Source organism: Sphingobacterium multivorum (assembly GCF_039511225.1).
Classification (GTDB): domain Bacteria; phylum Bacteroidota; class Bacteroidia; order Sphingobacteriales; family Sphingobacteriaceae; genus Sphingobacterium.
Genome location: NZ_CP154261.1, coordinates 2,763,242 through 2,788,177, shown reverse-complemented (window position 1 = coordinate 2,788,177; position 24,936 = coordinate 2,763,242). Strand labels below are relative to the sequence as shown.

Sequence of the window (24,936 nt, the reverse complement as noted above, 5' to 3'; positions counted from 1 at the left end):
TTAACTAAAGAAAGGAGGCAAACAAAACAACGACAATGAGAACCGCTTGAAAAACCAAGCACAATTAAATTAATGATTCATTCACAAATCTTAAAAACTAAGTTATGTTAAAATTAACCAGTCGCTGGAACAGGCTTTATACTGTTTTGGCCGTAGTTTCCACATTTTCTATTTTTAGTTGCCAAAAAACTTCATTAACTCTTGAGAGTTCAGAAGCACAACTGAACAAAAAAGCTGCTGTATCCGCGCAAGCAGGAGCGACAATTGCAACATTAAATTGGGATCAAACCTATCAAAAGATTGATGGATTTGGTGCATTCGGAGGCCGGATTGTTCCATTCTTTGAATCCGCAAAAAGAGATAGTATTCTGGATTATTTATGGGGAGGCAGTGGATTGAAACTGAATATCCTTCGTGGTAAGGTACTTCATACCTATCCATTTAATCAACAGACCAAAGTCGTTACCATTAAACCAGCAGGAGTTTCGATTGATGTAGACCCCAATAGTGCGACTTATCAGAATTTGACAGCTGATGAAAAAGAACAGCTTGGACAGGTCTGGATTATCAAGAAAGCTAAAGAGCGCCACGCGGTTCCCTTCGTTATGGCAAGTACCTGGACTCCACCATTATACATGAAGACGAATACGAGCAGTATTTCTGCGAAATGGTTTAATGGACTTAATTTTAATACTTCTTCCACAGCTTTTGCGCGCTATCTGACTGGATTTGTAAAATCGTTTCAAAATGAAGGAATTACAATCAATGCCATCTCCCCTTCAAATGAGCCTGAAAATGTCTTTTCGGATTGGGATGCGTCTTATTGGGATGCTTCGCATCTTGGACAGTTTATTACCAACAACCTCCGCCCAGAATTAAATAGCGCTGGTCTCCAATCCACCAAGATCATATCTTCGGAAAACGCGGCCTGGGGAACAGCCGATAATTTTCTTTCCGGTATGGACAGAAGCAATGTTGATATCCTTGCGGGACATGGCTATGTCGAGATAAGTGGTATCATTACCGGTCAACGTGGGTTTAATCAGAGTCCCTCCATGTGGAATTTTAGTATTGGTGGTAAACCAATGTGGGTAACAGAAGCGTCCGATGATGGCGGCAATTATGACAGTGGCATTGAAGGCGGCTTGAAACTGGCCGTTAATATGCACAAACTACTGGCGGATTGTAACGCCAATGCCTATGTATTTTGGCTAGGGATGCTGGCATTTCAAAATAATGAGGCGCTTATTTGCACAAAAAGTAATGGTTCTTTGGAGTTTCCAAAAACGTATGATGTGATGGGACATTATTCCAGGTTTGTCAAAGCAGGTTATATGCGCATCAATGTAGCGGTTCAAAATGGAAATGGCTTATTGATTTCGGCTTACAAAGATCCTCAATCGGGTAAGTTTGCCTTAGTTGTCACCAACACAGGTACTGCAGCTGTTCCATTGGATATCAACCTCACAGGTTTTGCAAGCGGTGCGTTGAACAATTACCAAACAACGGCAAGCAGTTCTGGCCATTGGGGTAACGTCGGAGCTGTAACACCAAACAGCTCAGGTGTCTATTCCTTAACAATACCTGCTAAAAGTATAAGCACTTTAGAAGGCAACAAACTTTAATTTGTTCATCATACTGAGGGAGCTGTCCTCCCTCAGTGTATTGTTCAAAACATATATTCTAGTTCTAAATTTTGTGACATTGCCTGTTTCCCTTTATCTTGAAAACTTAACTTTCCATAGCATCTGAAGATATGCCTTCGAAAGCACAAAAATTTGAACGACTTCTAAAAATAAAAATTTAAAGAACAAAATCCAGCTGGCTTTCGTTCTTTAAAAAATCAATTCTAAATCATTAGGAGATATAATGTTTAAAAAACAAATTGAAGAACGCACCTGTTCTTTCCGAACTAAAATATATTCCAATATCTTTGCTACCTATATTTTGGAAAAACTACTATGAAATTGCGCTACCTTACGATGCTTACTCTTGGGATGTGTACTATCTCTGGATTAAAAGCACAAGAAAAATCAAATCTTATCAAACTAAATCTTTGGCCCCTATCTGTCGGGAATATTGCATTGGAGTATGAAAGATCGCTCAATGAGCACCTATCGATCAATGGAACGATAAGTTATCGTCCAAAAACCAACTTACCCTTTAAATCCCTATGGGAATCTGTTTTTGATGATGATAATAATATTTTGGGTGAAGCTAAATTAGGCGCTTTTTCCATTACCCCCGAAGTACGTTTCTACCTCGGGAATAAAGAAGTGTCAAAAGGATTCTATATCGCGCCCTTTGTCAAATACGCCAATTACAGTGTACACACAAAGATTACCGTCGATGAATCAAATTATCACCGTGAAGTACCTCTATCAGGCAGTTTAGATGCTTTTACCGGTGGGGTAGCTGTCGGTAACCAATGGAAACTTGGACAAAACATCTATTTAGACTGGCGCATTGTCGGTCCCGGTTATGGCTTCAACAATGGAAAGTTCGAAGGGAAAACTCCATTAAATGCAGACGAACAACGCGAAGTAAGGAGACAACTGGATGAATTTGATAGTAATCTCATGAAAATCAAAAAAGAAGTAAATGCGGATGGCGTAACACTAAGCACTAGCGGACCGTTTGCCGGTATTCGCACCGCATTATCCATAGGCTACCGGTTTTAATTACAAGATCCTAGGTTCCTCGTATTATCTTTTCCAATAAGCGCACAATATTGGTGCGCTTTTATCTATAGCAATCGCTAAGGATCCTTTATGCTGTTTCATTCCAGTTTCGGAAAGAACTAGATCAACTTTTTAGTAAATACTCAAGGATTTCTATCTTTGCACCACAGATAACCAGAATATTTAACTAATTAATAACGATTATTTCGTCGCGAGGTTGGTATCAGACTGGTTTAAACCTAATTTGATTATGTACGCCAATTTTCAAAGTCAGCTAAAGTCTACAACTAAAACCGCCATTATCTTGGTGAGCACTATTAAGGAATAACATCCCTATCGCTAGTTTTTTAAATTAGATTATGCTCACGGGCATACTTAAGCATTTGTCCTATGGTTTGACATTCTGCTTTTGCCATCATCTTCCTGCGATGTGCAACAACTGTATGTGGGGTCAAAAAGGTGTAAAAAGCAAATAAAAGACCGTTTATTATCCTATAAAAAAGCAATGGAGCGAGACCTGAGCTATTGCCCTCATCTTGCTCCATTGTTTTCTTTAAATCATGATTTTATGCAGTTATTCTATCCCGGATTCTGGTAGTTTCAACAATCAAATCAACTTAGTCTTCTATCCGCTATTTAGAACGGTCACTGGGAGGTGTTTTCCAGAATTTTAATAAAATGTCCCTAATTTTATTTTTAATATCATTTTCTCCAAATACTCTTGCTACCTTTGTTCTTCAAATTAAATTAACATGCCAAAAGAGACAAGAACAGGGCTTTATCAGGGAATCATCGAAAAAGATGACAACGGGAATTACTTTTGTGGTCCCTTCCTACTGGATTATCAGACCGTAGAAACTTACTATAAATTGGGCGATCGCGTTAGTATCAAAACCATTATCAAAAATACAAGCCGCAAGAGTATGGAAGCTTATCCGCAAAAATCAGTTAAATTTTCCTATGCGTCAGAGGATCATGGAAATGATTAAAACCCATTTAGATTGAACAATATAAATAACAAGGCCAGTTCTACAGAATTGGCCTTGTTATTTTCAACATTGTTTTTGACGTGAGGCGAAAAATAAAGCCTCTGATTTTTGGTAAATCGAGAGGCTTCAACATAATCAAATGGATCGATTACTTTATAAAATAGGTATATTTTTTTCAGCATAAAGAATGTACATTCGATAACTTATCTAAACGATGCATCTAAAATTCATTTTCCATAAAAGCTATTCTAAATTCACATTCTTTTTGAGCGATTCAACCCGTCGTCGCTACCATTTAGCGTAAGTATCATTACTGATTTATGCTTCAAATATAAAAAACTAGTTTAATAGCTTCCGAGCGGAGATAATTGCTTGTGTCTAATTTTCGTTGAAATAGCGATTCAGTACGATGAAATTAAAGAGCGAAGTAGGGCGATATATCTCGATAATAAAATTATATTTGCAAAAAACAATTAACCTAGCAATGAATAATAAATGTCTTAATTGCAATTGTGCGATAGAAACCAATTTTTGCGGCTATTATGGACAAAAAGCTGCAACGCACAGAACACGATATTAATGCCGTAATCAATACCATTGGATTACGCAATCTAAGTTATATTGGAACTAACATATAAGTATACACGAATCACTAGCCAATAAGGTCTTATGCTACAAAAACGATCAAGTTTTTTTCTACAATTTGGTATTCTATTAAATTTAATTACATGTAATTTTTGTTTTGCACAAAAACACAAATACGATGATAGACGAATAGATAGTGCAACATTTGTTGAAACTAGAACAATATTAAGCCAGTTAAGCACGGATCAATATGAGAAAAGGATATTCACCAATGAGTTCGTTACAATACCTTACCGGCTTCTCTTACCAAAAAATTTCAATTCAAAAAGAAAATATCCTGTTGTCATTACATTTCATAATTCATCTAGAATGGGTAGCGACAATGAAAACCAATTAGAGCATTTGGCAAGAACCTGGATTAGAGAAGATATTTATACAACGTTCAACTGTTTCGTTGTTGCCCCACAGTTTGAAAAGCGTTCATCAATCTACGAATTGAATAAGAATGGTATACTTGAAGCAAGACCTTCAAGAGATGCGCGGCAAATTTTAGAATTGATAGAAAATATTGAAGACGAGTTTAAAAATATCGATAAAAATCGAATTTATCTCGTCGGTTATTCTATGGGAGCGTCAACAGCACAAAACCTCATGAGCCTGGCCCCAGAAAAATTCGCAGCAATGATTTCTATCGCCGCTGTACCAGATCTATCTAATATCAACGCACTTGTCCATAAAAACATTTGGCTTATCCATGGTGAAAAAGATATAGAGAACCCTTATATCGGAAGCGAAGTTTTGTACAAAAAGCTGCACGGAAATCGTAAACTCAATTTCACAACTTTTAAAAATTTACAGCATAATAATATTGTCATTCCGTTCCTACTAACAGACGAACTCCAAAAATGGTTATTCACTAAGCATAATTAACTTAATTGGACTAGTACCGAGTCTTCAGGGCAATAGGTTGTAATTCCTCATTCGGTATCTGAGGAACATATACGGTCTGTCCCCCCCTTTCGTCGATCAACAAGGCCAATAAACTACTGATGTCGTCGATCGTGTCCAATCCTATAGGGCTTTCTACTATCGCTATATCCCGATCCGAAAGAATCTTTACGGCCTGATGGAAGCTTTCTTGAACCACTAAGATATCCCCGCGGCCATCCTGGCAGGCGCGATAGATTTCTTGAAGATCAGTGATCACTAAGCCCTTGCCCACGGCTGCTTCCAATTCTTTAAAGTAGTCCTCATTTTTTCGTACAAGCTCCTGTTTCATAAAATTCCAGGCACGGCTCTCCAACTGATGTGTTTCAATGTTGTTATAATCAATAGGCAGGTATCCATAATAGACCGAGGGGCGATCTGCAACCTGTAAGAGCTTACTATAGTTATCTTCTGTACAGAAAACGAGCGTGACAATCCTCTCTTCACCAATAAATCGTAAAAGGGCTTTATCAACCCGATTAAGATATTCCCTGAGAAGATCATCAAGATGTTTCGCATCACTACTCTTATCCGGAAATGTGTTATGGAATTGATTTTCGGGAATCGGGAACTCTTCGCTACTGATATCCTCAACAATGCGACCGTTGATGGCTCGAAAAAGGTGGACACCGCTTTGCGAAAGGAGCATCACAAGATAACTGGTTTGACGGCCAATCTCCTTCACCAACGGGCGTACTGCAAATGTATTGCTGATATGGACTCCTTCTTGGTTTGTCTCCCAAGAGGACTTGAAAACTTCACCGATGGTATCAGAAACGAAAATATGTAGACTTTCAAGATTATAATTGATATCGAGCTCCTGCTCTATTTTTTCCAATTTTTCAATCAGACCAACAACATCTTTCTGATCATGTTTATCCAACAACCTATCGATCGCTTCTCTTTTAAAGTTTTTGATTTTTATGCGATCACTAAGATTATCAGGATGTGTTCGATGGGTATTAACAGAAATGGTTACACATAATTCATCCTGAACCCGAATAAGCGTTTGCAGAAGTTGTTTTTCGAACATTACCATAAAGAAATACGTTAAGAAGTAAATACAGTTATATGTAACAACAATTGCAGGAAGCTTCTTGTTTGGATAAAATTGAAGTGAAACAGTTTCCGAGAACTAATCTTCAAAAAACAATACATCCCCTTGACAGTTATGCTAGGCAAAAAAGCATCTACATGAAAAATAATTTTATCGCGGAGCGACAGGTTGGGTCGGTCTCCAACACTCCTGTAGATACGATAAAAAGCTATTGAGGATGTTGATTTTGATATTCTGATTGACTTTACCACAGCGTTTATCACAAAGTAAAATGTCCTCTTTCGAGGAATAAAAGCTAGACAATTGAAGCCTAGCTTTTATTTATAGTCGTCGAAACAGTTAATTTAAGCGGTAAACTTTGAGCTGTTTTTGCAGCTTTTTACGTACCATGTGAATTCTGGTCTTTATAGTGCCTTCTGGCATATTAAAATAGGAAGCGATTTCATGGTATTTATAACCATCTAAAAATAGACGGAAAATTTCATAATTTTCGGGCGTAAGACTGGTCATCGCTTTTTCGATGTCTTCGGCCATAAACTTATTGATCCCTTTATTGAGTTCAGACGTGTTGGTACTTTCTAAGGCAATATAATTATCCTGAATTTCCGTTACGCGCTTGGCTTTTCTATACTTATTAATATACGTATGCTTCATAATCACATATAGCCAGCTCATTAACTTCGGATGCTGCACAAAGTTGTCTATGGACTTCAATGCCCTTATCCAGGTTTCTTGGATCAAATCTTCCTTTTCATCCGGATCAGCTGTAAATTTAGCAGCAAAATGATTAAGCAAACTTCTTTTTTCGTTGATGAGTACATTTAAATTGTAGTTGTTCATAACTTATCCTCTTTCTTTTTTCAACTGATTGTTTAAAATGGTTTTACATGAACAGAGGTAACAAGAAGGATGCTAGGTTTGAAGCTCCCTTTGCGCTCAAAAATAAATAGCAGCATTGAGGGTAGAAATACGTTTTCCTATTTTATAAAGCTAATTAAGCAAAGTTTAATAGCTTTTTGACATTTATTTTAAATAATGATCAAAAAATAAGCAACTAATAAAAAAAGATAATAAGGTATTTATTTACTGCTGAAATGTTAGAAATACGTTTATTCTGCGTTTTAGCAATTTATACTCAGATGAACATTGTATACAGTTGTTGAAAAAACTGAACACATAATTGATCGAAATACAATATCAAAGCAAACTATCACTCTTCGAATGCTGTTCTAATAAAAAAATCAAATTATGGGAAATCTATTGTACATCATCGCCGTTATATTGGTCATCATTTGGGCGATAAGTTTTTTTGGAGGTTATGCTACGGGAAATATCATCCACGTGTTATTGGTCATTGCCATTATTGTCGTTTTGTTACGTGTCATTCGTGGCGCTGCTTAAACCAAACTCAAACGATGAACAAAGCCGAACGTAAAATACGTTCGGCTTTGTTTGTTTTAAAGATTTACAGACTCGCTATTCAATCCATGGCAGAAAGAATAGTCTGATGCTGTCGCTAACTTTATGTTCTTCATCAGTAGCTGAGGTAAGAAAATTACCTTGACATTTTAATTAAGCTTTTCAAAACGTTGAATGAGCGCAAACGTTTCAGTCCTCAGCTTTGTTCAAATTAAAAAGGAACGCCAGGAAGCATTTTTGCCGATCCCATTTTACGCTTTTTACGATATAAACTGAACCACTATGACACAAAACTCAGAAATCATGATTCATGCCGCCCGATTGGGCAATCTCGAAGTCTTACGTGAATTGATCGATCAAAACACCGATGTAAATACACGGGATGGCAAAGGCTATACGCCATTGATCATTGCATGTTATAACAATAAGCTGGCTGCGGCCCAATTGCTATTGGAAGCTGGTGCCGATGTAAATGCACAGGATAATGGTGGAAACACAGCCCTCATGGGTGTAGCTTTTAAAGGTTATCATGATATTGCCAAATTGTTAATCGGTTATGGCGCGAATTTAAACCTACAACATGGTAACGGTGGGACAGCTCTGATGTTTGCAGCCATGTTTGGCAGAAATGAAGTACTTAAGCTTTTACTTGATAATGGTGCAAATACCAGGCTACTCGATACACGTGGCTTGTCGGTGTTAGATCTTGCAGCGCAGCAGGGGAATGATACCGCCCTCACACTGCTACAGCATTAGTATTTATTTAAATAGGATGGCACCATAAATATGCCCCAAATAGTACAAAACTTTTTGGGGCATATTTATTTCTACGTTGGATATCATTTATAAACTAGGCAGGCACTCTGCGCGATTTTTCCCGCTCCCAAAACCGGTGTTGGGCAATTGCTTTAATGAATTTATCCACTAAGGACTTTGGATCCTCATCAACAATAATTCCATCATCAAGTACAGTCTCTGCTGAAAGTTCTTGGTATACCTTGCTAAAAAAATAGGTCGCTTCCAAAACCGGACTTGCCTCGACATCCGCGGCAATTGCTTTACAGTGTTTAAATGCTTCATTTAAAAAATGAACAGCATCGGCATTGGACTGCAGTGTAGCCACGCTATCCTTTCCTCCGGGTATATATATGGCGTCATACAGCACGGATGCTCCCGTTAAAAAGCTTTCTTCAACAGGGATCTTCTTTTTGTCCGTGCCCGTAACCTGCCCGAGTTTAGGTGCGATAACATCGACAATTCCGCCTTCAGCACGGATCGCATCTGCCACGGCCTGAAATGATTTCGTATCTACTCCATCAGCAGCAAGCACGGCGATCTTTCGACTCTTGATCGTATCTTTTATCGTATTTTGCATACTTAAAGCCGCCGATTTTTTTAATTGCTCCTTGACTTGAATAGGCTCATAATCGGAAGGATCAGCATCTGCTGGGAGGCTTTTATTAATCGGCTTTTCAAGTTCTTCTTGCACCTGCAATCCCAGGGCAAACGCAACTTCAGCTGCCAGCCCCTGATCGACCAGCGACAGTATACCAATCATGCGTTGCCTTACCGAAACGGCCTTCACTTTACCCAGCTCAAAACTGAACGCATCGACAAGATGATTTTTTTCCGGCTCAGACTGGCTATTATAAAACAGCCTTGCTTGACTAAAATGGTCGCGGAAGCTATCGCTCCTAGCTCGCACTTTTCTGGCATCAATACGCTCTTGATAGCTTTTAAAACCACCATCTGCCTCGCCAACCTGCGCAGGATCATTATTCCCCAATGAATTTGGTCCATAGCTCGTTTTACCTCGATCAATCCTTTGTCGCATAAATCCGTCACGCTGGTTGTTGTGCGAAGGACAGATGGGCCTATTAATCGGAATTTCATGAAAATTAGGTCCGCCTAAACGAATAAGTTGGGTATCTGTGTAAGAGAACAATCGGCCTTGCAACAACGGATCGTTTGTAAAATCAATTCCTGGCACAATATTGCCAATATGAAAGGCAACCTGTTCCGTTTCGGCAAAGAAATTATCTGGATTGCGATTTAAGGTCATTTTTCCAATAGGCTGAACAGGCACCAACTCTTCAGGAACAATTTTCGTTGGATCTAGTAGGTCGAAATCATACTTAAATTCGTCTGATTCGGGAATGACCTGTACGCCAAGTTCCCATTCCGGAAAGGCACCGCTTTCAATGGCGTCCCAGAGATCCCTTCGATGAAAATCTGGGTCTTTACCGGATATATTTTGGGCTTCATCCCATGCGACTGAATGCACACCAAGCAGTGGTTTCCAATGAAACTTAACAAAGTGCGATTCACCATTGGCATTGATCAACCGAAAAGTATGAACACCAAACCCCTCCATCATGCGGTAACTACGCGGTATTGCTCGATCACTCATCAGCCACATAATCATGTGCGTCGACTCGGGCATTAAAGAAATGAAGTCCCAAAATGTATCATGGGCAGAAGCCGCTTGTGGAATTTCATTGTCGGGTTCGGGCTTGACAGCGTGAACAAGATCGGGGAACTTCATTGCATCCTGAATAAAGAATACAGGCATATTATTACCCACCAGATCGAAATTACCTTCTTGTGTATAAAATTTGACGGCAAAACCACGAACGTCGCGGGCAAGATCCGTCGACCCCCTCGAACCAGCAACCGTAGAGAAACGTACAAACACTGGGGTTTCAGTTTCGATATCATTAAGAAAACCAGCTTTTGTCCATTCAGCTAAAGGCTTGTATAGTTTGAATACGCCATGCGCGCCCGAACCTCTTGCGTGTACAACACGTTCGGGAATGCGCTCGTGGTCAAAATGTGTGATCTTCTCTCGGAGAATAAAATCTTCCAAAAGCGTAGCGCCCCGGTCTCCAGCGCGCAGCGAGTTTTGGTCGTCATTGATCTTAACTCCCTGATCAGTGGTCATTTGCTGTCCTGTGGCGTCCGCCGTATGTGGTCTTAGGGCGTTGACCTTTTTATTTTCCACTGGATCAACTTGTTCAGTCTTCAATTCTTTTTTTTTCATTATAATCGATTTTTGGGTTTAAACATCGTTTGTTGTATAAACTTTGAAGAAAATTCAGCTATAACTTTTGCATATCCATCTGGACGGGCAATATTCACCATTTCATATAGGAACTTTTCCAATCGACTAATCGTTTGTTTTAATTCTAAAAGTGTTCTTAAATTTTCTCTCCAAGAAGATCGGATGGCCCATTAATAAGGGAAAGTATAGACTGGATGAACCTTGTTTAAAGTAGGTAGGGCGGATAGCAACTCTACCGCTGTTAAAGGTTGCTGCTACGTTCAAACAAAAAAAGGAGCTTTAGGGCTCCTTTTTTTGTTTATCGAATTTTTATATGTCTATCAGCCTTTAAATGTTATACAAAAAGTTGTGCCTATATTAAGCTCGCTATCGACGGTGACTTTTGCCTCGAGACGATCTACGATGCGTTTTACAATAGAGAGCCCAATTCCCGAACCTTCAAATCCCTGCGAGTTCGGCAAGCGTTTAAAAATATCGAATATATTACTATCATCCTTAATATCCATTCCGATACCATTGTCTTTAATATAGTAGTTAACGAAATGTCCCTGCTTTTCACTATATACCTCGACTCTCGGGCGATCTTTTTTACTGCTATATTTTATGGCATTGCTGATCAGATTTAAGAACAACTGGTATAACAGTGTTCTTTCCCCTAAAATCGGCAAAGTTTCTCCCAAAACAAACTCAAGATGGGCGCTTTCAAACTGCTGCTTACAGCTTTCGAGAATGTTAAGAATTTTATTCCGTGGATCGATCAATTCGGTTTTAAAGGCAACATGATTCGATTGCGTTAGCTGATACACCTTGTCCATCATTTCAGTGATCAGCGCGGTAGCATCCATAATATTTAGTGCCATTTTGCGTAACATATCCTTCGGAAGATCATCTTTCATCAACATCATCTGGGCAGCAAGCTTTATCGATGAAAGTGGATTTTTAAGATCATGGGTTAATGTATAGCCAAATGTATCCAAGGCATTGTTGGACCTGACAAGTTCTTTATTGAGCTGAGCAATCTCTCCGCCGCGCTGGGCAATAGCTTGTTGGGTTATTTGTGCGACTTTCTCCATAAAAGAAAGCTCGGCACTTTTCCACTGGATAGACTTGCCTTTCATCTTTTCACGCCAAGCTTCAAAAGATGTCCGTGGAGATGGAAATTCAACTTTCTTTTCAGGATCGTAATGATATATTTTTTCGGGTTTTCCAGCCCATACATCTTCGTAAACATGTTCTCTGCGGAATAAATAGATGTGCCATTTATTGCTGGGAAGGATATTTATCCGCAAAATGCCAGGCAATATAACCGCTTGCGGGGGTTCACTGTCACCATAGACAAAGTTTGATGTAAAAAATAAATCATTTTGCCCCTCTTCTTCTATAAAGCGATCGATCTCACGCAACTGCAATTCAGTGGGTATATCGCCCCAACTTTTAGAACCCCGGTCGTGCTTGATCACTAGTCCATCTGCGCCCGCAATTTCTAGAATTTGTGGTGCAAAGCGTTCAAGCACAATTCCAATATCGCTATTAACTAATAACTCAGACTTCAGATCACGTTCCATAACACCCATAATGGTTTGTGCTACCAGGTTTTCTTTTTGATGTTCTGAAAGATAGTAGTTTATAGCGTATTGCGTTAAAAAAGCGCATAAATGACGTTGGGCGAGATCAACATTCAAAGGCTCGCTATTCTGGCACGCCACCAAGCCCCAAAGTTTTCCTTCGATAACGATAGAAAAACTGGCACTGGCCCGTGCTCCTGCGTTTTTAAGATATTGTAAATGTACTGGAGATAATGCTCTGAGGCTACAGCGTGTCAAGTCTACCTCAGCAGCCTCCAAACCCTGTATACCAATAGTCGGACCATCAACATCAGCTACGTGGCGCGCAAGAAACTTCACATAGAGTTCGCGTGCTTGTGCCGGAATATCAAATTCCGGATACCGGTAGCCCATCAATGGGGTCATTCCATCTGCGATGGACTCTGCAATGACCTGTCCGCTATTGTCCTCCTCGAAACGGTATACCATAACTCGGTCAAAACCAATGATCTGACGGATCAGTACAGTCAATGATTGCCAAGCATTGCCATGACGTTCTTCAAGGTACTTCGCATAATAAAATAATCGCGTCGCTTTTAAATGATTTTCATTACAGATTTCTATTTCAAGGTATGTCCGCTCGTCGTACTGGTAAATACTCAGGTAATAGTCTACATTTTTAATGCGGATACGCTCCACAAAACGTGTAAAGATCTCTCCTCTAATTTGCGTTTCAATCTCTTTAAGATTCAACTCCTTTTCGGACGATAGCAATGGTAATAGCTGAGCAATAGAGCGTCCGAGGATTTCCTTCATGGGAATATCAAGGACGATAGTTAAGTTTTCACTTGCGGCAATACATCCGCTCTCATCAAAAATACAAAGGAAACCGAAAGACTGGATCTTACCGCATAGGTGGATTTTCTCTTCGTGACACTCCAGTTGACGCATAGTTTGCTAGTTTTTAATCATTTAATTCGCTAATAATAGGAAATTCTCGAAAGAGATAATTTGCCATACATCATAAATCTAGCACCCCTCTTCAAACATGTCATATCTTAGGCTAAGATAAAAAAAAATTGCGACGAATAACAGATCAAACGTTTGTTTAAAATTTATTCTGAATAGCTGATCGTTCAAACCACTGGTATTCAAAACCATAAGCAATTGTTCCTTTTAAAAATAAAAAAGCTAGGTTGGAAAGGACCTAGCTTTTAAAACTTTCTTCACGACTGGACAAGCCGTATTTAAATAAGGAACAATACTTTTAACGAAGTTGTTTGAATAATTTGTTTTTATCTTTTAATAGCTTTCATTCCTGAAGATCAACTCACTTAAATCTTTCCAAAACGATCTATTTCGAAGTGTAAGCATACCCTGACCATGGTAATAAGGAACAGTCCTGCACTGCAACAGCGTCAGTCTCTGCCAAAAGGTCGGCGTCCAGTACACTGGTATCAAATGACAAGGTCCATTGCACAGCTGCTGGTAGATTGACATGTTGTAAATGAGCTGAAAAGTTCATCAGGATAATCATTTGCCTCTCCTTTTGTTCCACATAGATACTAAGTACCTTCTTATCACAGAGGCACTCAGTCCTGATATCACTTCGTTGCATATTTTTTAACAACGGATTGCTTTTCCGAAATGCGATCAACGATTTATAATAGGACAACTGTTGCTGATATGGTTGCCTGTTCAATTCGTCCCAATCCAACACAGCTTGCCTAAATATTGTTTCATCCTGTGGATCGGGAACCTCGTGATCTGTGAGAAAATCTTCAAACTCCCGCTTGCGGCCCTGCCGCACCAGCTCTACCAGCTCTGGATCACTGTGACTGATAAAATACGGAAAAGGTCGCGCTGTCCCCCATTCTTCGCCCATAAATACTAGAGGAAGATAGGGTGACATGAATACAGCAAAAGTCATAAGACGTGTTATTTCTCTGGCGTAAAGCGAGGCCGCACGATCACCCAGCATCCTATTGCCGACCTGATCATGATTCTGACTGAAAACAATGAAGCGATCGCCTGGAATACCCGCCGTATCTGTTCCAAAAAATTTCTCGCGATGAAAAGAATAGTTCCCATCAAAAACATAGGCCTTCTCGTAGGCTTTTGCGAGATCTTCAACGCCATTAAACTCCCGATAATAACCTTTCTTCGGCTCACCTACGGCTACGCGTAAGGCATGGTGAAACTCATCTAGCCACTGCGCATCCATCGCAAAGCCATTTTTTGCCAAGGGGTCTAAAAATCTTCTGTCGTTAAGATCGCACTCAACAAAGAGATATCGATTTTTCCCTGTTTTAGCGATCACATTATCCGTTTCCGCACGGATTTCCTGAAGGATGTGAATTGGACTAAAATCCTTGATCGCATGTACTGCATCCATGCGCAGCGCATCAATGTGAAAGTCTTCAAACCACATCCGTACATTGTTGATTACCAAATCCCGCTGTCCGTGACAGAAACGGTCGTCATAATTGAGTGCATCGCCCCAGGGCGTTCGATATTTCTCAGTGAAATAAGGACCATACTGCGCAAAATAATTTCCTTCGGGGCCTACATGATTATAGACCACATCGAGAATTACAGCTATACCAGCCTCATGACAGGCATTAACTAGCCGTTGTAATTCGGAAGCGCCACCATAAGAATGCTGTACCGCGAATGGAAATACGCCATCATAACCCCAATTTCTTTCTCCGGGAAATTGAGCGACCGGCATGATTTCGATAGCAGTTATTCCCAAATTTTTCAGATAAGAAATCTTTTTGATAACTCCATCAAAGTCATGGGACGACGAGAATGTACCTACATGAAGCTCATAGATGATAAAATCTGATTGTTGCGGCGGCTGATAGTCTTGATCGGTCCATGAAAAAGCGAGGTCTACAGCTTGAGACGGTCCATGAACACCTTCCGGTTGTGAACGAGAAAGCGGATCAGGGTATTCGTTGTCGTCTACCCGTATTTCATACAAATCGCCCGCACGGATTAAATCACTTTCGGCATACCAATAACCGTAGGCTTGCTGCTCTAGCGGTATTTCGACACCCATATTATAAAGCATGCAATAGACATTCTTTGCATTTGGCGCCCATACGCGAATTTCCCATAGCTTGCCATTGTATTGAACCCCTAATTGTCTGATTCCTGTTTTGCTCATAATCCAGTGGTCGCTCTATTGTGATTGAAATAAAAGAATCGAGCGCGAGGGAACTAAAACCGTATCCCCAGCTGGAAACTCCTCAAAATCACCTATCCTATCGCTATTCGTATCTATGATCTTATTCCAGGAAGCCCCATAGATTTCACTAGGGAGTTTATAGGCGACATCTTCCCAATGGGCATTAAATAAAAGGTAAAAATTGGCATCCACTATTTTATTACCATCGGTGTCTACTGATCGAATTCCCTGACCATTGAGAAATACAGCAAGGGAACGGGCATAATCCTCCTGCCAATGATGATCGTCCATCTCAGATGCATCTGGGAGAAACCATACGATATCCTCGACACCCGTACCACGAATAGGTATACCTTGAAACCATTTGCGGCGGCAGAATACAGGGTGTTCACGGCGAAAATGAATTAATTTTTTAGTAAAATCCAATAAAGTTCCATCCACGCTGGTCCAGTCCAGCCAAGAGATCTCATTGTCCTGGCAATACGCATTATTGTTGCCTTGCTGTGTTCTGCCCAGTTCATCGCCAGCAACGAGCATAGGCACACCTTGCGACAGGAACAAGGTCACCAGCATATTTCGTTTTTGTTTTTGTCTTAGCCTATTTACTGTAGCATCATCTGTCGGTCCTTCGGCCCCGCAGTTCCAGGAGCGATTGTGACTTTCACCATCTTGATTATCCTCGCCATTGGCTTCGTTGTGCTTATCGTTATACGATACGAGGTCATGAAGTGTAAATCCATCGTGGGCCGTAATAAAATTAACGCTGGCCGAAGGTGTTCGATTATCCCCCCTATACAAATCGGAGGATCCTGTAAGGCGATTGGCAAATTCAGCAATCATGCTGTCTGCCCCGATCCAATAATCGCGGATACAATCACGGTATTTTCCATTCCATTCGGCCCAGCCGGCAGGAAATTCGCCAACTTGGTAGCCCCCTTCTCCGATATCCCAAGGTTCCGCAATGAGTTTAACCTGTGAAATTATGGGATCTTGATGAATAACGTCAAAGAATGAACTTAATTTATCGACCTCGTGTAACTCCCGTGCCAATGCTGATGCCAAATCAAAGCGGAACCCGTCAACATGCATTTCCTCAACCCAATAGCGCAGACTGTCCATAATCAGACGTAATACATTGGGTTGACGTGTATTTAAGGTATTGCCAGTTCCGGTAAAATCCATATAATACCGTGGATCTTCCGCCAAGCGATAATAAGAAGCATTATCAATCCCTCTAAAAGACAGTGTTGGCCCCATTTCGTTACCTTCGCCGGTATGGTTGTAGACAACATCGAGGATCACTTCGATACCGGCATCATGTAAGGCCTTGACCATTTTTTTAAATTCCATAACCTGCTCACCATGTGTACCTGAAGCGGAATAGCACACATCGGGAGCAAAAAAACCGATGCTATTGTATCCCCAATAGTTAGTGAGTCCTTTGTCCTTTAAATGACGGTCAGTCAAAAAATGATGGATCGGCAACAATTCGACGGCAGTAATACCCAGTTCTTTCAGGTAATTTATAGCAACAGGATGTGCCAAAGCAGCATAGGTTCCTCTTATTTCTTCGGGAATGTCAGGATGTGTCGCTGTAAAACCTTTTACGTGGGTTTCATAAATCACACTCTGATGCATCGGTACCCGCAGCGGACTGTCGTTCCCCCAATCAAATTTGTTATCAATAACAACAGCTTTGGGGACAAAAGGAGCGCTGTCCGTTGTATCGAAGCTCATATCGTCCTCCCCTATAGTGTACGCGAATAAAGCATCATCCCATTGTACAGTACCTGATATTGCTTTTGCATACGGATCAATCAACAATTTATGGGGGTTAAAACGGTGTCCCTGCGATGGATCGTGCGGACCATATACCCGATAGCCGTAGCGTTGTCCAGGCTTAATTCCCGAGAGATAGATATGCCACACTTGGTGCGTCTTCTCGGTTATTTTAAATTTTGCGACTTCCTCCTCATCGGAACTAGTATAGAGGCAAAGTTCAACAGCTTCAGCATGTTCGGAGAAAAGGGCAAAGTTAACCCCTTCCCCATCGTAAGTAGCTCCTAATGGATAAGGGCTTCCGGTATAAATTTTTGTTTCCATCTGTATGTTTAACGGTTGTATAATTTCGTGTAGTAAGCTAATTTCTCCTGGTGGTTTGCTGCAAATGCCCCTTTTTGCATACGCCATACCCAATTGCCAGCTGTGCTAGCGGGACGGTTCATGCGGCAAGATCCATCAAGATTCAGGATATCTTGCATCGCGATAATGACGCTGTCTGCAACGGATGCGTAGAGTGAACGTATTAGGACATCATTTAGATTTGTATTTTCAACGATTTGCCCATAGTAATTATTGATCCTTTCTTTGCCCGCTCCATCGAGATCTTGATTAAACCAAGACAGCGAAGTATTATTGTCGTGGGTGCCCGTATAGGCGACAGTATTGCGGTTATATTGATGCGGGATATGAGGTGAATGGGGCATATCGTTGCCAAAAGCAAATTGTAATACAGCCATTCCCGGAAAATTATATTCGTTACGTAGCTGATATACCTTAGCGTCTATGTCACCAAGATCTTCGGCGATAAAAGGCATATGATCCAACGTAGTTTTCACATGATCAAAAAAATCCGACCCTGGCCCTACAACCCAGCTTCCATTTTTTGCGGAAGTTTCTTCGTGGGGCACTTCCCAATAGGAAGAAAATGCTCGGAAATGGTCAAGCCGTAATGTATCGAACAGCGTACAGTTGTGTGACAAACGTTCCACCCACCATTGATAACCATCTTTTTGAAGTGAGCTCCAATTATAGGTTGGCATCCCCCATAATTGGCCGTCGGCGTTGAAGTAATCGGGTGGTACCCCCGCAACATGATTTATAGTACCGTCTGCTTTTAAAGAAAAGTACTGCGGATTGACCCATACATCGGCAGAATCATAGGCAACATAAAATGGGATATCGCCTATAAACCTAATCCCATAATCACGCGCAAAGTTTCTTAACGCACTCCATTGCCTAAAAAACAGGAACTGAAACCATTTTTCCTGTTGCAATTCATCTGCAAATCGAGTGGCGAAATCTTCCAGCGCTGCGCTATCGCGAAGCTTATAAAGCGCTGGCCATTGATACCATGGACGATCGTCATGTCTATTTTTCAAAACTTTGAAGAGTGCATAATCATCAAGCCAGGAAGATTCGCGGTCTACAAACTCGGAGAATTCATGCGTAGGCTGCGCTGGAAGACGATGGAATGCCTTTTCAAGGAGCCGATATTTTGAGCTGTTTATTTCCGCGAAATCTATTGTTTGCAAGCCCTTCTTTTTCAAGGTCTTCAATTCATCCTTATTCAGCAAGCCAAATTTTAATAATTCCTTTAAATCGATGAGTAAGGGATTTCCAGCCCTGCTGCTTAAGGTGCTATAAGGCGAATAACATTGTGCTAAGTCTGTAGGCCCCAATGGAAGGATCTGCCACCAGCTTTGGCCACCACGTTGGAGCTGTTTAACAAAACGGCGAGCTTCATTCCCGAGATCTCCGATCCCATAAGATGACGGCAATGAGCTTATATGCAACAATACACCGGAACTCCTTTTCTGAGTGGAATCTTTATATTTCAAGATCGCCATGGGAAGATCCTTAAAAATAGCATTGATGGAAACTTCTGTGCCTTCGCCACTGCTATCCATCAAAATATGCTGCCAAGTCACTGAACGATGAGTTAAGAGCTGAACTTTTGTATCGGACCAATCAAATGAACAGGGCACAAATTTTGAGATTTTACCAATAGCGGCAAGATGTAGCGGTAAAATCACCACTAACCACTCATCCCCTGACCTACGTGCGAAAGCCAATATATGTTTCCGATATCGACCAGTCACCTTCAGTGGAATATAGCTGCTATCCGGTGCAAGTGTATGATCGTCCTTTCTCAGTTTCACCAATTCCTTTACCAACCAAAGCTTTATTCTTCCATCGTGTCTATTTCGCCATAAAAATGGAATTCGCTCTTCTTTGGCTGTCTCTTCGATAGTGTCGAGGAGACTTTTACTTAATTCATAAGCTATAGGTCGTCGGTTATCGGGATCAACAAAGCTATAGTTCCAAAGTTCTGATCCCTGATAGATATCGGGTATACCAGGACAAGTAAACTTTAAAATTTGCTGAATAAGTGAATTCAATATCCCATAATCAGCGACTGCCTCAATAAATTGATAAAAGCTCGTAAAAAAAGGACGGTCTTTGTCCAGCAAAAAAGAAGCGAAGTCCCGAACTGAAGCTTCATAAACTAAATTTGGATTCTCCCAGCTTGAGCGTTCTTTACCTTCGCGAAGGTATTTAACCAAGTAGTCCAAAAAACGTTCTTCAAATGATGCTGTATTTGCCTTCGCATCCTGTTTCTCCATTGGATAAGAGGAGACCAAAGACTGGTAGATGAAATATTCATCATTTGGGTGCGGAATGTCCTTTCGATATTCATTCCAGACCACACCCTGCCAAATGCGCAGTTGTTTTACCCACTTTTGCGCCATAGCAGTCAGGACCAAAAGACGGCTCCGTGAATCCTCCCCCCGCTTGGTGTCGTGTGTTGAACTGGCGTTGATTGACAGCGGCCAATCTTTTTGCCTATCCTGCATAAATCGGTGAAATTGCTTGATACTAAGCCCTAAATTCTGCGGATGGTCACCCACTTCATTATGTCCAATAAACCGGTTGTAGGTGTACATCAAGGTATCTTCCACCCCTTTTGCCATTACCGGCCCTGTCAATTGCATGCAGCGGAGAAAGAAATCCACCAAAGCAGTTTGGTTCGGCGATTGATAAGCTACCTGCGCTTGCTGAAACAGATTTCGGAATTGATCGACCAGCTCTTGGTCGAGCTCGGGGTTCTTCATCAACTTGTCAAAAAGTGAAGACACAAGTTCGAAGTTCGTTATTGACAATGGAAAGCAGTCGTCATAAAGCCGATAGACCGGAAAAAGTGCAATAAAGGACTTTAAAATATCCTTTAGCGCATCCCGCTTCTCTTGGTCAACAACACCTAGAAGCGATGCTAACGATTTGGCAAGATTGTCGACCTCTCCCTGCATCTGATCTGTAAGAATCTTACATTTTTTTGCATATTGATCTTTTTTAATTGATAAGTTTTCGCCAGTAACTTTGCGATAATAGTTATTCAATATTTTCTTTCCTGACTGGCAGGAACATACATTATTACAAACTGATAAAAAATCATAGCCCGTTGTTCCCTGTATGGGCCATTCGAGCGGGAGCTTCTCTCCTTTCTCCAGTATCTTTTCAGCGACGATATACGTTTTCGGACTGATATATTTTCTCAAATTGTAGAGGTAGGCTGTGGGATTATAAAGTCCATCGATATGGTCAATGCGGAGTCCATCAATCAGCCCCTCGTCAACGAGTGTTTTGATTAGCTCATGAGACTGCTTGAATACTTCTTCGTCCTGCACATTTAAACAAATTAGTTCGTTGACCGTAAAAAAACGTCTATAATTTATTCGTTGATGTGTATGCCACCAAGGACAAAGCTCATAATTCTGACTAGTTACCAATGCAAGAATACGATCCGGGTCAGCATTAAAGCGTTGTAGCATAGACGTAAGTATATCATCCGAAAGATCTTTAAAGAGGTGGACACGCAATTGCTTCCACTCTTCGTTATCTCCATTGGCTTGAGCGGTATTTATCTGAACCAAAAGGCCGCTAAAATCGGCTTGTGTGTCCCGTAAATAATCGCCCAATATAAAGCCATAGGATTCTGGTGAAATTGGATAAACATTTCCTTGATAAGAAAGTCGAAGACTATCATCGGAAGAAACGACTGTAATTTCATTGTCTGATATTGCTTCATCCAAAGTCTTTGCTAATATAGGCACCATTAATTTTCCCTGCTCAAATAAATTCGAACTATAGCAGGTATCAAAAAAACGGCTAAATGTTGATGACTGTCCAAATTCCAGCAAATCCATGAGCCATTCGTTCGCTGGATGAAATGCCATGTGGTTAGGAACGATATCCTGAATCCACTTGATATTGGATTCTCTTAATTGTTTCTTAATAGCCCTGAGCTCTTCGAGTGTACCTAATTCTGGATTTATCTGATGCGTATTAACACCGTCATAGCCATGGACACTCCCCGGCGTTGATTGTAAAATAGGTGCAGCATAAATAGTATCTATACCTAGATCAAGCAGGTAAGGAATTATGGCCTTAAAATCAGCAAAGTTAAACGCTTTATGAAATTGAATTCTGTAGGTTGTATTTGGCTTATTAATGGATACATTTCTATTCGTCTGCATAGCGCTGGATTTCATTTTAGTTCAGAACGCCAGCCAGCCATTTTAGTTCAATCGTTTTTCAAAAAAGGGAAGTTGAAATGAGATGGAAGGGTGTTGAAAATAATAAGGCAAAAAAATAATTTAAAATTAAAACGAATCTTTCTGAGCTGCGTTCTACCTGTACTTCTTCAATAATTGCAGTTTAAATTATTATAATATGAAAAAAATAGGAATTACGTTTTCCGCTTTTGATCTGCTTCATGCAGGTCACATTAAGATGCTCGAAGATGCCAAAGAACAGTGCGACTTTCTGATTTGCGGTCTGCAGACAGATCCAACGCTGGATCGTCCAGAAAAAAACAAGCCGACACAATCGGTATTTGAACGCTACATGCAATTAAAGGCATGTAAACATGTGGATATGATTATCCCTTACGCTACTGAGCAGGACCTAGAAGATGTTTTACGTTCATACAAAATACATGTTCGCATTTTGGGTGATGAATATATGGATAAGGCATTTACAGGCAGACAGTATTGCGAAGAAAAAGGGATACGACTTTATTTCAATAGACGGGAAAACAGGTTCTCGAGTTCGTCTTTGCGAAGAATAATTGCATCGAAGGAAAACACTAGTAAGGGCGCCGTAGTCAGTATAAACGATGGGGCTAATTACGCGTTAAAGCGCATAAACGCATAAACTAATAGTAAAAATATGATTATAGGTATTATTTTCGGCGTATTTGACATGTTGCATGTAGGCCATATTGTTGCGCTACAGGAAGCGAAGAGTCAGTGTGATTATCTCATTGTGGGACTTAAAACTGATTCAAATGTACAGGAAGCTGATGGCCATGACACGGCTCAGACCATGGTCGAAAGATTCATCAAATTGGAAGGCTGTCAGTTTGTTGATGAAATCATCCCTTTTGAATCGGATCACGACATTACAGATATGCTTCAGTCACTACCTGTCCACAAATTCTTTATAGGGGAAGACTATAAGATGGTTGATTTTTCAGGCAGAGATTATTGTATTTCAGAGGGAATTGAAATTTGTTATACCAAGAACAAAAACCGATTTTCAAGTCAGTCGCTTCGAAAAATTGTGAGTGAAAAAGAAATTGAGAAGGCGGAAAGGAGCTTTGGTGCAAGTTTAAAATGCCATTCCGCAAATATTATTTCAACTACACCCCAATAAAGGAGCAATGAATTATAGACACTGCAGGCTTGTAAACAACAACAATATCGTTCGTTATGGAAAAAATCAATATCGGTATTATTACGAGTTTGAGAAAGCAGTTGTTCGCCTATCGCATCCTTTTTTCTGAACATGTACAAAGTCCCGCAAGGGTTGTACTAGAAGCAGCATCTCTTGAATCTATTAGCAGCAATTCTCTCATTCATGAAAAGCCTGAATTGCTGCTGCTCGATTATCGTTTGGTATTTAAAGATACCGCCCTTTTCTTTTCGCTTCTAAATAATCGCTATCCAAACCTGATCGTTATTGTTCTTGTGGATCAAACTCAGCTAAAAGAAGCGAAGCGATGTCAACGGTTTGTTGATGCCTATGTAGCCCCAAACATAGAGATTCTCCAGCTTTTTACACAGATTAGGAATCTAACAGTACGCTCTCCCTTCATGAACGCACATTAGTATAACAAGTGATGGCTTCGTTTTTTAATGAAATACCTGAGATAAGCGTATAAATAACGTGTACTGTGAGGCATTACCGAGAAAATTCCAATCGCAAAAATTTAATACGGTTTTAAATCCTTAGCTGATTATGTTGGCGCGACTCACACAGTGATTCTAACATACTGATAATGAACAGTCATGACCAATATTAAGTATAAATTACATCTTCCGTAATATTTACCTAAAGATCGTCTCAGCGTTCCAACACGCAGCATTTTGACTAAAATCTGCACTGTTGTTGTTCTATGATTGCCGTAACATTTAGAAAATAACAACATGCAGCACATCGAGATAAACTCATTTTTTAAAGAAAAAAGAAGCCTACTCAAAAATTTCGCTTCGCAATTTACTTCAGATCCGGAGATTAAAAATGATCTTATACAGGACACCATGGTTAATGCATTAAAATCCATCGAAAAGCTTATCCATAACCCTAAGGTGGGCTCATGGTTGTATGTGATTATGCGCAACATTTATATTAACCATTACAGAAAAACAAAACGTACCGAGAACTATCACCATGAGTATGCAGCTTTAGCCAGTACGGATTCTGTTTCAACAAATTTAAGCAGCAGCAAATTTATCCAGGATGATATACAAAAAGCATTGCGTCAGCTTTCCGAAGATAATTATGAAATTTTCAACATGTTTCTAGAAGGTTATAAATATTATGAAATCGCTGAATATATGCAGATGCCTGAAGGTACTATTAAAACACGCATTCATTTTATTCGAAAGACCATGCAAAAGCAGTTAGCAATATATCATTAATATAGCGGTATATTAAACTATAAAAAAATAAAAATTAAAACTATTTACAAATAAATCTTGTTATTTAAATATTATCACTAAATAAATAAATATTATGATTTCAAACAAAACATTACTTGCTTCACTAGCTACCGCAGCGATTTTAGTTTCGTGTAATAATCAAACACCGCAGGAAAAGGCGGCTGAGAAGATGGAGCATGCGGAGGAAAAAGCAGCCGACGCCAATGAAGAGGCAATGAAAACTTCCGAAGATGCTGCGACGAAAGATGCAGAAGCTGTTGTTTATTCCGATAAAGCGGCGGCTAATGCAGCCATTGCCTCAGTGACAGCCCCCGTCCTTTCTAATGATAAAGCCAAGGAGCTTTATACAAAATTAGGTAAGACTTGGGTGGCCCGCATCAATGCAGAGTCTGCAGATCAAGCGTTGGATAAAGAGAAATCACTGTTGGATATTAAAAATGAGATCGAAAAAAGTCTTGCTGATGGAAAAATATCTGCTTCGGATAAAGATAACATCATGAAATACCAATCGGATTGTTTAGCCGCTATTAAAGCTGCGCTCTAGAACATACGAGCATAATAATCAATAAATCATAGGATATTTTGCGATTCACTTTCAAATCGTAAGATATCCTATTATTTTTGTTGTTATCCT

The 24,936-nt window shown here is 40.2% G+C and carries 18 protein-coding genes; 11 read left to right on the top strand and 7 right to left on the bottom strand.

The annotated features are described in order from the left end of the window. Positions 1–104 precede the first annotated feature (104 nt). The 4 genes from AAH582_RS11395 to AAH582_RS11380 all read left to right on the top strand — a co-directional run bounded on the left by AAH582_RS11395 (position 105) and on the right by AAH582_RS11380 (position 5,185). Complete coding sequence (locus tag AAH582_RS11395) at positions 105–1,625, top strand: glycoside hydrolase (protein WP_053004006.1); 1,521 nt, start codon at positions 105–107, stop codon at positions 1,623–1,625. Between the two features lie 336 nt (positions 1,626–1,961). Beyond that, entirely contained in the window at positions 1,962–2,681 is a 720-nt protein-coding gene (locus tag AAH582_RS11390) for a DUF3575 domain-containing protein (protein WP_343322206.1), read from the top strand. Positions 2,682–3,433: 752 nt separating this feature from the next. Next, a complete protein-coding gene (locus AAH582_RS11385) occupies positions 3,434–3,670 on the top strand; it encodes a hypothetical protein (protein ID WP_046676296.1) in 237 nt (78 codons plus the stop codon). A 669-nt stretch (positions 3,671–4,339) separates the two neighbouring features. Next, the gene (locus AAH582_RS11380; protein WP_343322205.1) at positions 4,340–5,185 is read left to right on the top strand and encodes an alpha/beta hydrolase-fold protein; all 846 of its coding nucleotides are present in this window, start codon (positions 4,340–4,342) and stop codon (positions 5,183–5,185) included. A 10-nt stretch (positions 5,186–5,195) separates the two neighbouring features. Here AAH582_RS11380 and AAH582_RS11375 read toward each other — a convergent pair whose 3' ends face one another. Then, on the bottom strand, positions 5,196–6,281 hold the full coding sequence (locus AAH582_RS11375) for a hypothetical protein (RefSeq protein WP_343322204.1): 1,086 nt from the start codon (positions 6,279–6,281) through the stop codon (positions 5,196–5,198). 357 nt (positions 6,282–6,638) lie between these two features. Further along, a complete protein-coding gene (locus tag AAH582_RS11370; RefSeq protein ID WP_046676293.1) occupies positions 6,639–7,139 on the bottom strand; it encodes an RNA polymerase sigma factor in 501 nt (166 codons plus the stop codon). 408 nt (positions 7,140–7,547) lie between these two features. Here AAH582_RS11370 and AAH582_RS11365 point away from each other — a divergent pair, with 408 nt between their 5' ends. Together AAH582_RS11365 and AAH582_RS11360 are read left to right on the top strand one after the other, a co-directional pair. Then, on the top strand, positions 7,548–7,700 hold the full coding sequence (locus tag AAH582_RS11365; protein WP_115048587.1) for a lmo0937 family membrane protein: 153 nt from the start codon (positions 7,548–7,550) through the stop codon (positions 7,698–7,700). Between the two features lie 300 nt (positions 7,701–8,000). Continuing rightward, the gene (locus AAH582_RS11360) at positions 8,001–8,474 is read left to right on the top strand and encodes an ankyrin repeat domain-containing protein (protein ID WP_046676292.1); all 474 of its coding nucleotides are present in this window, start codon (positions 8,001–8,003) and stop codon (positions 8,472–8,474) included. Positions 8,475–8,568: 94 nt separating this feature from the next. Here AAH582_RS11360 and AAH582_RS11355 read toward each other — a convergent pair whose 3' ends face one another. The 5 genes from AAH582_RS11355 to treY form a co-directional block, all read right to left on the bottom strand. Next, positions 8,569–10,758 (bottom strand): catalase, encoded by a 2,190-nt coding sequence (locus AAH582_RS11355; protein WP_046676291.1) that lies wholly within the window; start codon positions 10,756–10,758, stop codon positions 8,569–8,571. Positions 10,759–11,099: 341 nt separating this feature from the next. Next, positions 11,100–13,274 carry an ATP-binding protein gene (locus AAH582_RS11350; protein ID WP_343322203.1) on the bottom strand — a complete coding sequence of 725 codons (2,175 nt, stop codon included), beginning with the start codon at positions 13,272–13,274 and terminating at the stop codon, positions 11,100–11,102. Between the two features lie 403 nt (positions 13,275–13,677). Next, the gene (gene treZ / locus AAH582_RS11345) at positions 13,678–15,495 is read right to left on the bottom strand and encodes a malto-oligosyltrehalose trehalohydrolase (protein WP_343322202.1); all 1,818 of its coding nucleotides are present in this window, start codon (positions 15,493–15,495) and stop codon (positions 13,678–13,680) included. A gap of 15 nt (positions 15,496–15,510) precedes the next feature. After that, complete coding sequence (gene glgX, locus AAH582_RS11340; protein ID WP_343322201.1) at positions 15,511–17,619, bottom strand: glycogen debranching protein GlgX; 2,109 nt, start codon at positions 17,617–17,619, stop codon at positions 15,511–15,513. A gap of 8 nt (positions 17,620–17,627) precedes the next feature. Continuing rightward, a complete protein-coding gene (treY, locus tag AAH582_RS11335; protein WP_343322200.1) occupies positions 17,628–21,833 on the bottom strand; it encodes a malto-oligosyltrehalose synthase in 4,206 nt (1,401 codons plus the stop codon). 196 nt (positions 21,834–22,029) lie between these two features. Between treY and AAH582_RS11330 the strand changes: the two genes are divergently transcribed. The 5 genes from AAH582_RS11330 (at position 22,030) to AAH582_RS11310 (ending at position 24,846) form a co-directional block, all read left to right on the top strand. After that, positions 22,030–22,512 carry an adenylyltransferase/cytidyltransferase family protein gene (locus AAH582_RS11330; protein ID WP_046676287.1) on the top strand — a complete coding sequence of 161 codons (483 nt, stop codon included), beginning with the start codon at positions 22,030–22,032 and terminating at the stop codon, positions 22,510–22,512. A 15-nt stretch (positions 22,513–22,527) separates the two neighbouring features. After that, entirely contained in the window at positions 22,528–23,013 is a 486-nt protein-coding gene (locus AAH582_RS11325; protein ID WP_070560786.1) for an adenylyltransferase/cytidyltransferase family protein, read from the top strand. Positions 23,014–23,069: 56 nt separating this feature from the next. Further along, positions 23,070–23,468, top strand: a complete 399-nt coding sequence (locus AAH582_RS11320; protein ID WP_343322199.1) for a hypothetical protein — start codon at positions 23,070–23,072, stop codon at positions 23,466–23,468. A gap of 318 nt (positions 23,469–23,786) precedes the next feature. Then, entirely contained in the window at positions 23,787–24,281 is a 495-nt protein-coding gene (locus AAH582_RS11315) for an RNA polymerase sigma factor (protein ID WP_343322198.1), read from the top strand. 94 nt (positions 24,282–24,375) lie between these two features. Further along, a complete protein-coding gene (locus AAH582_RS11310) occupies positions 24,376–24,846 on the top strand; it encodes a hypothetical protein (RefSeq protein WP_343322197.1) in 471 nt (156 codons plus the stop codon). Positions 24,847–24,936: the final 90 nt, after the last annotated feature.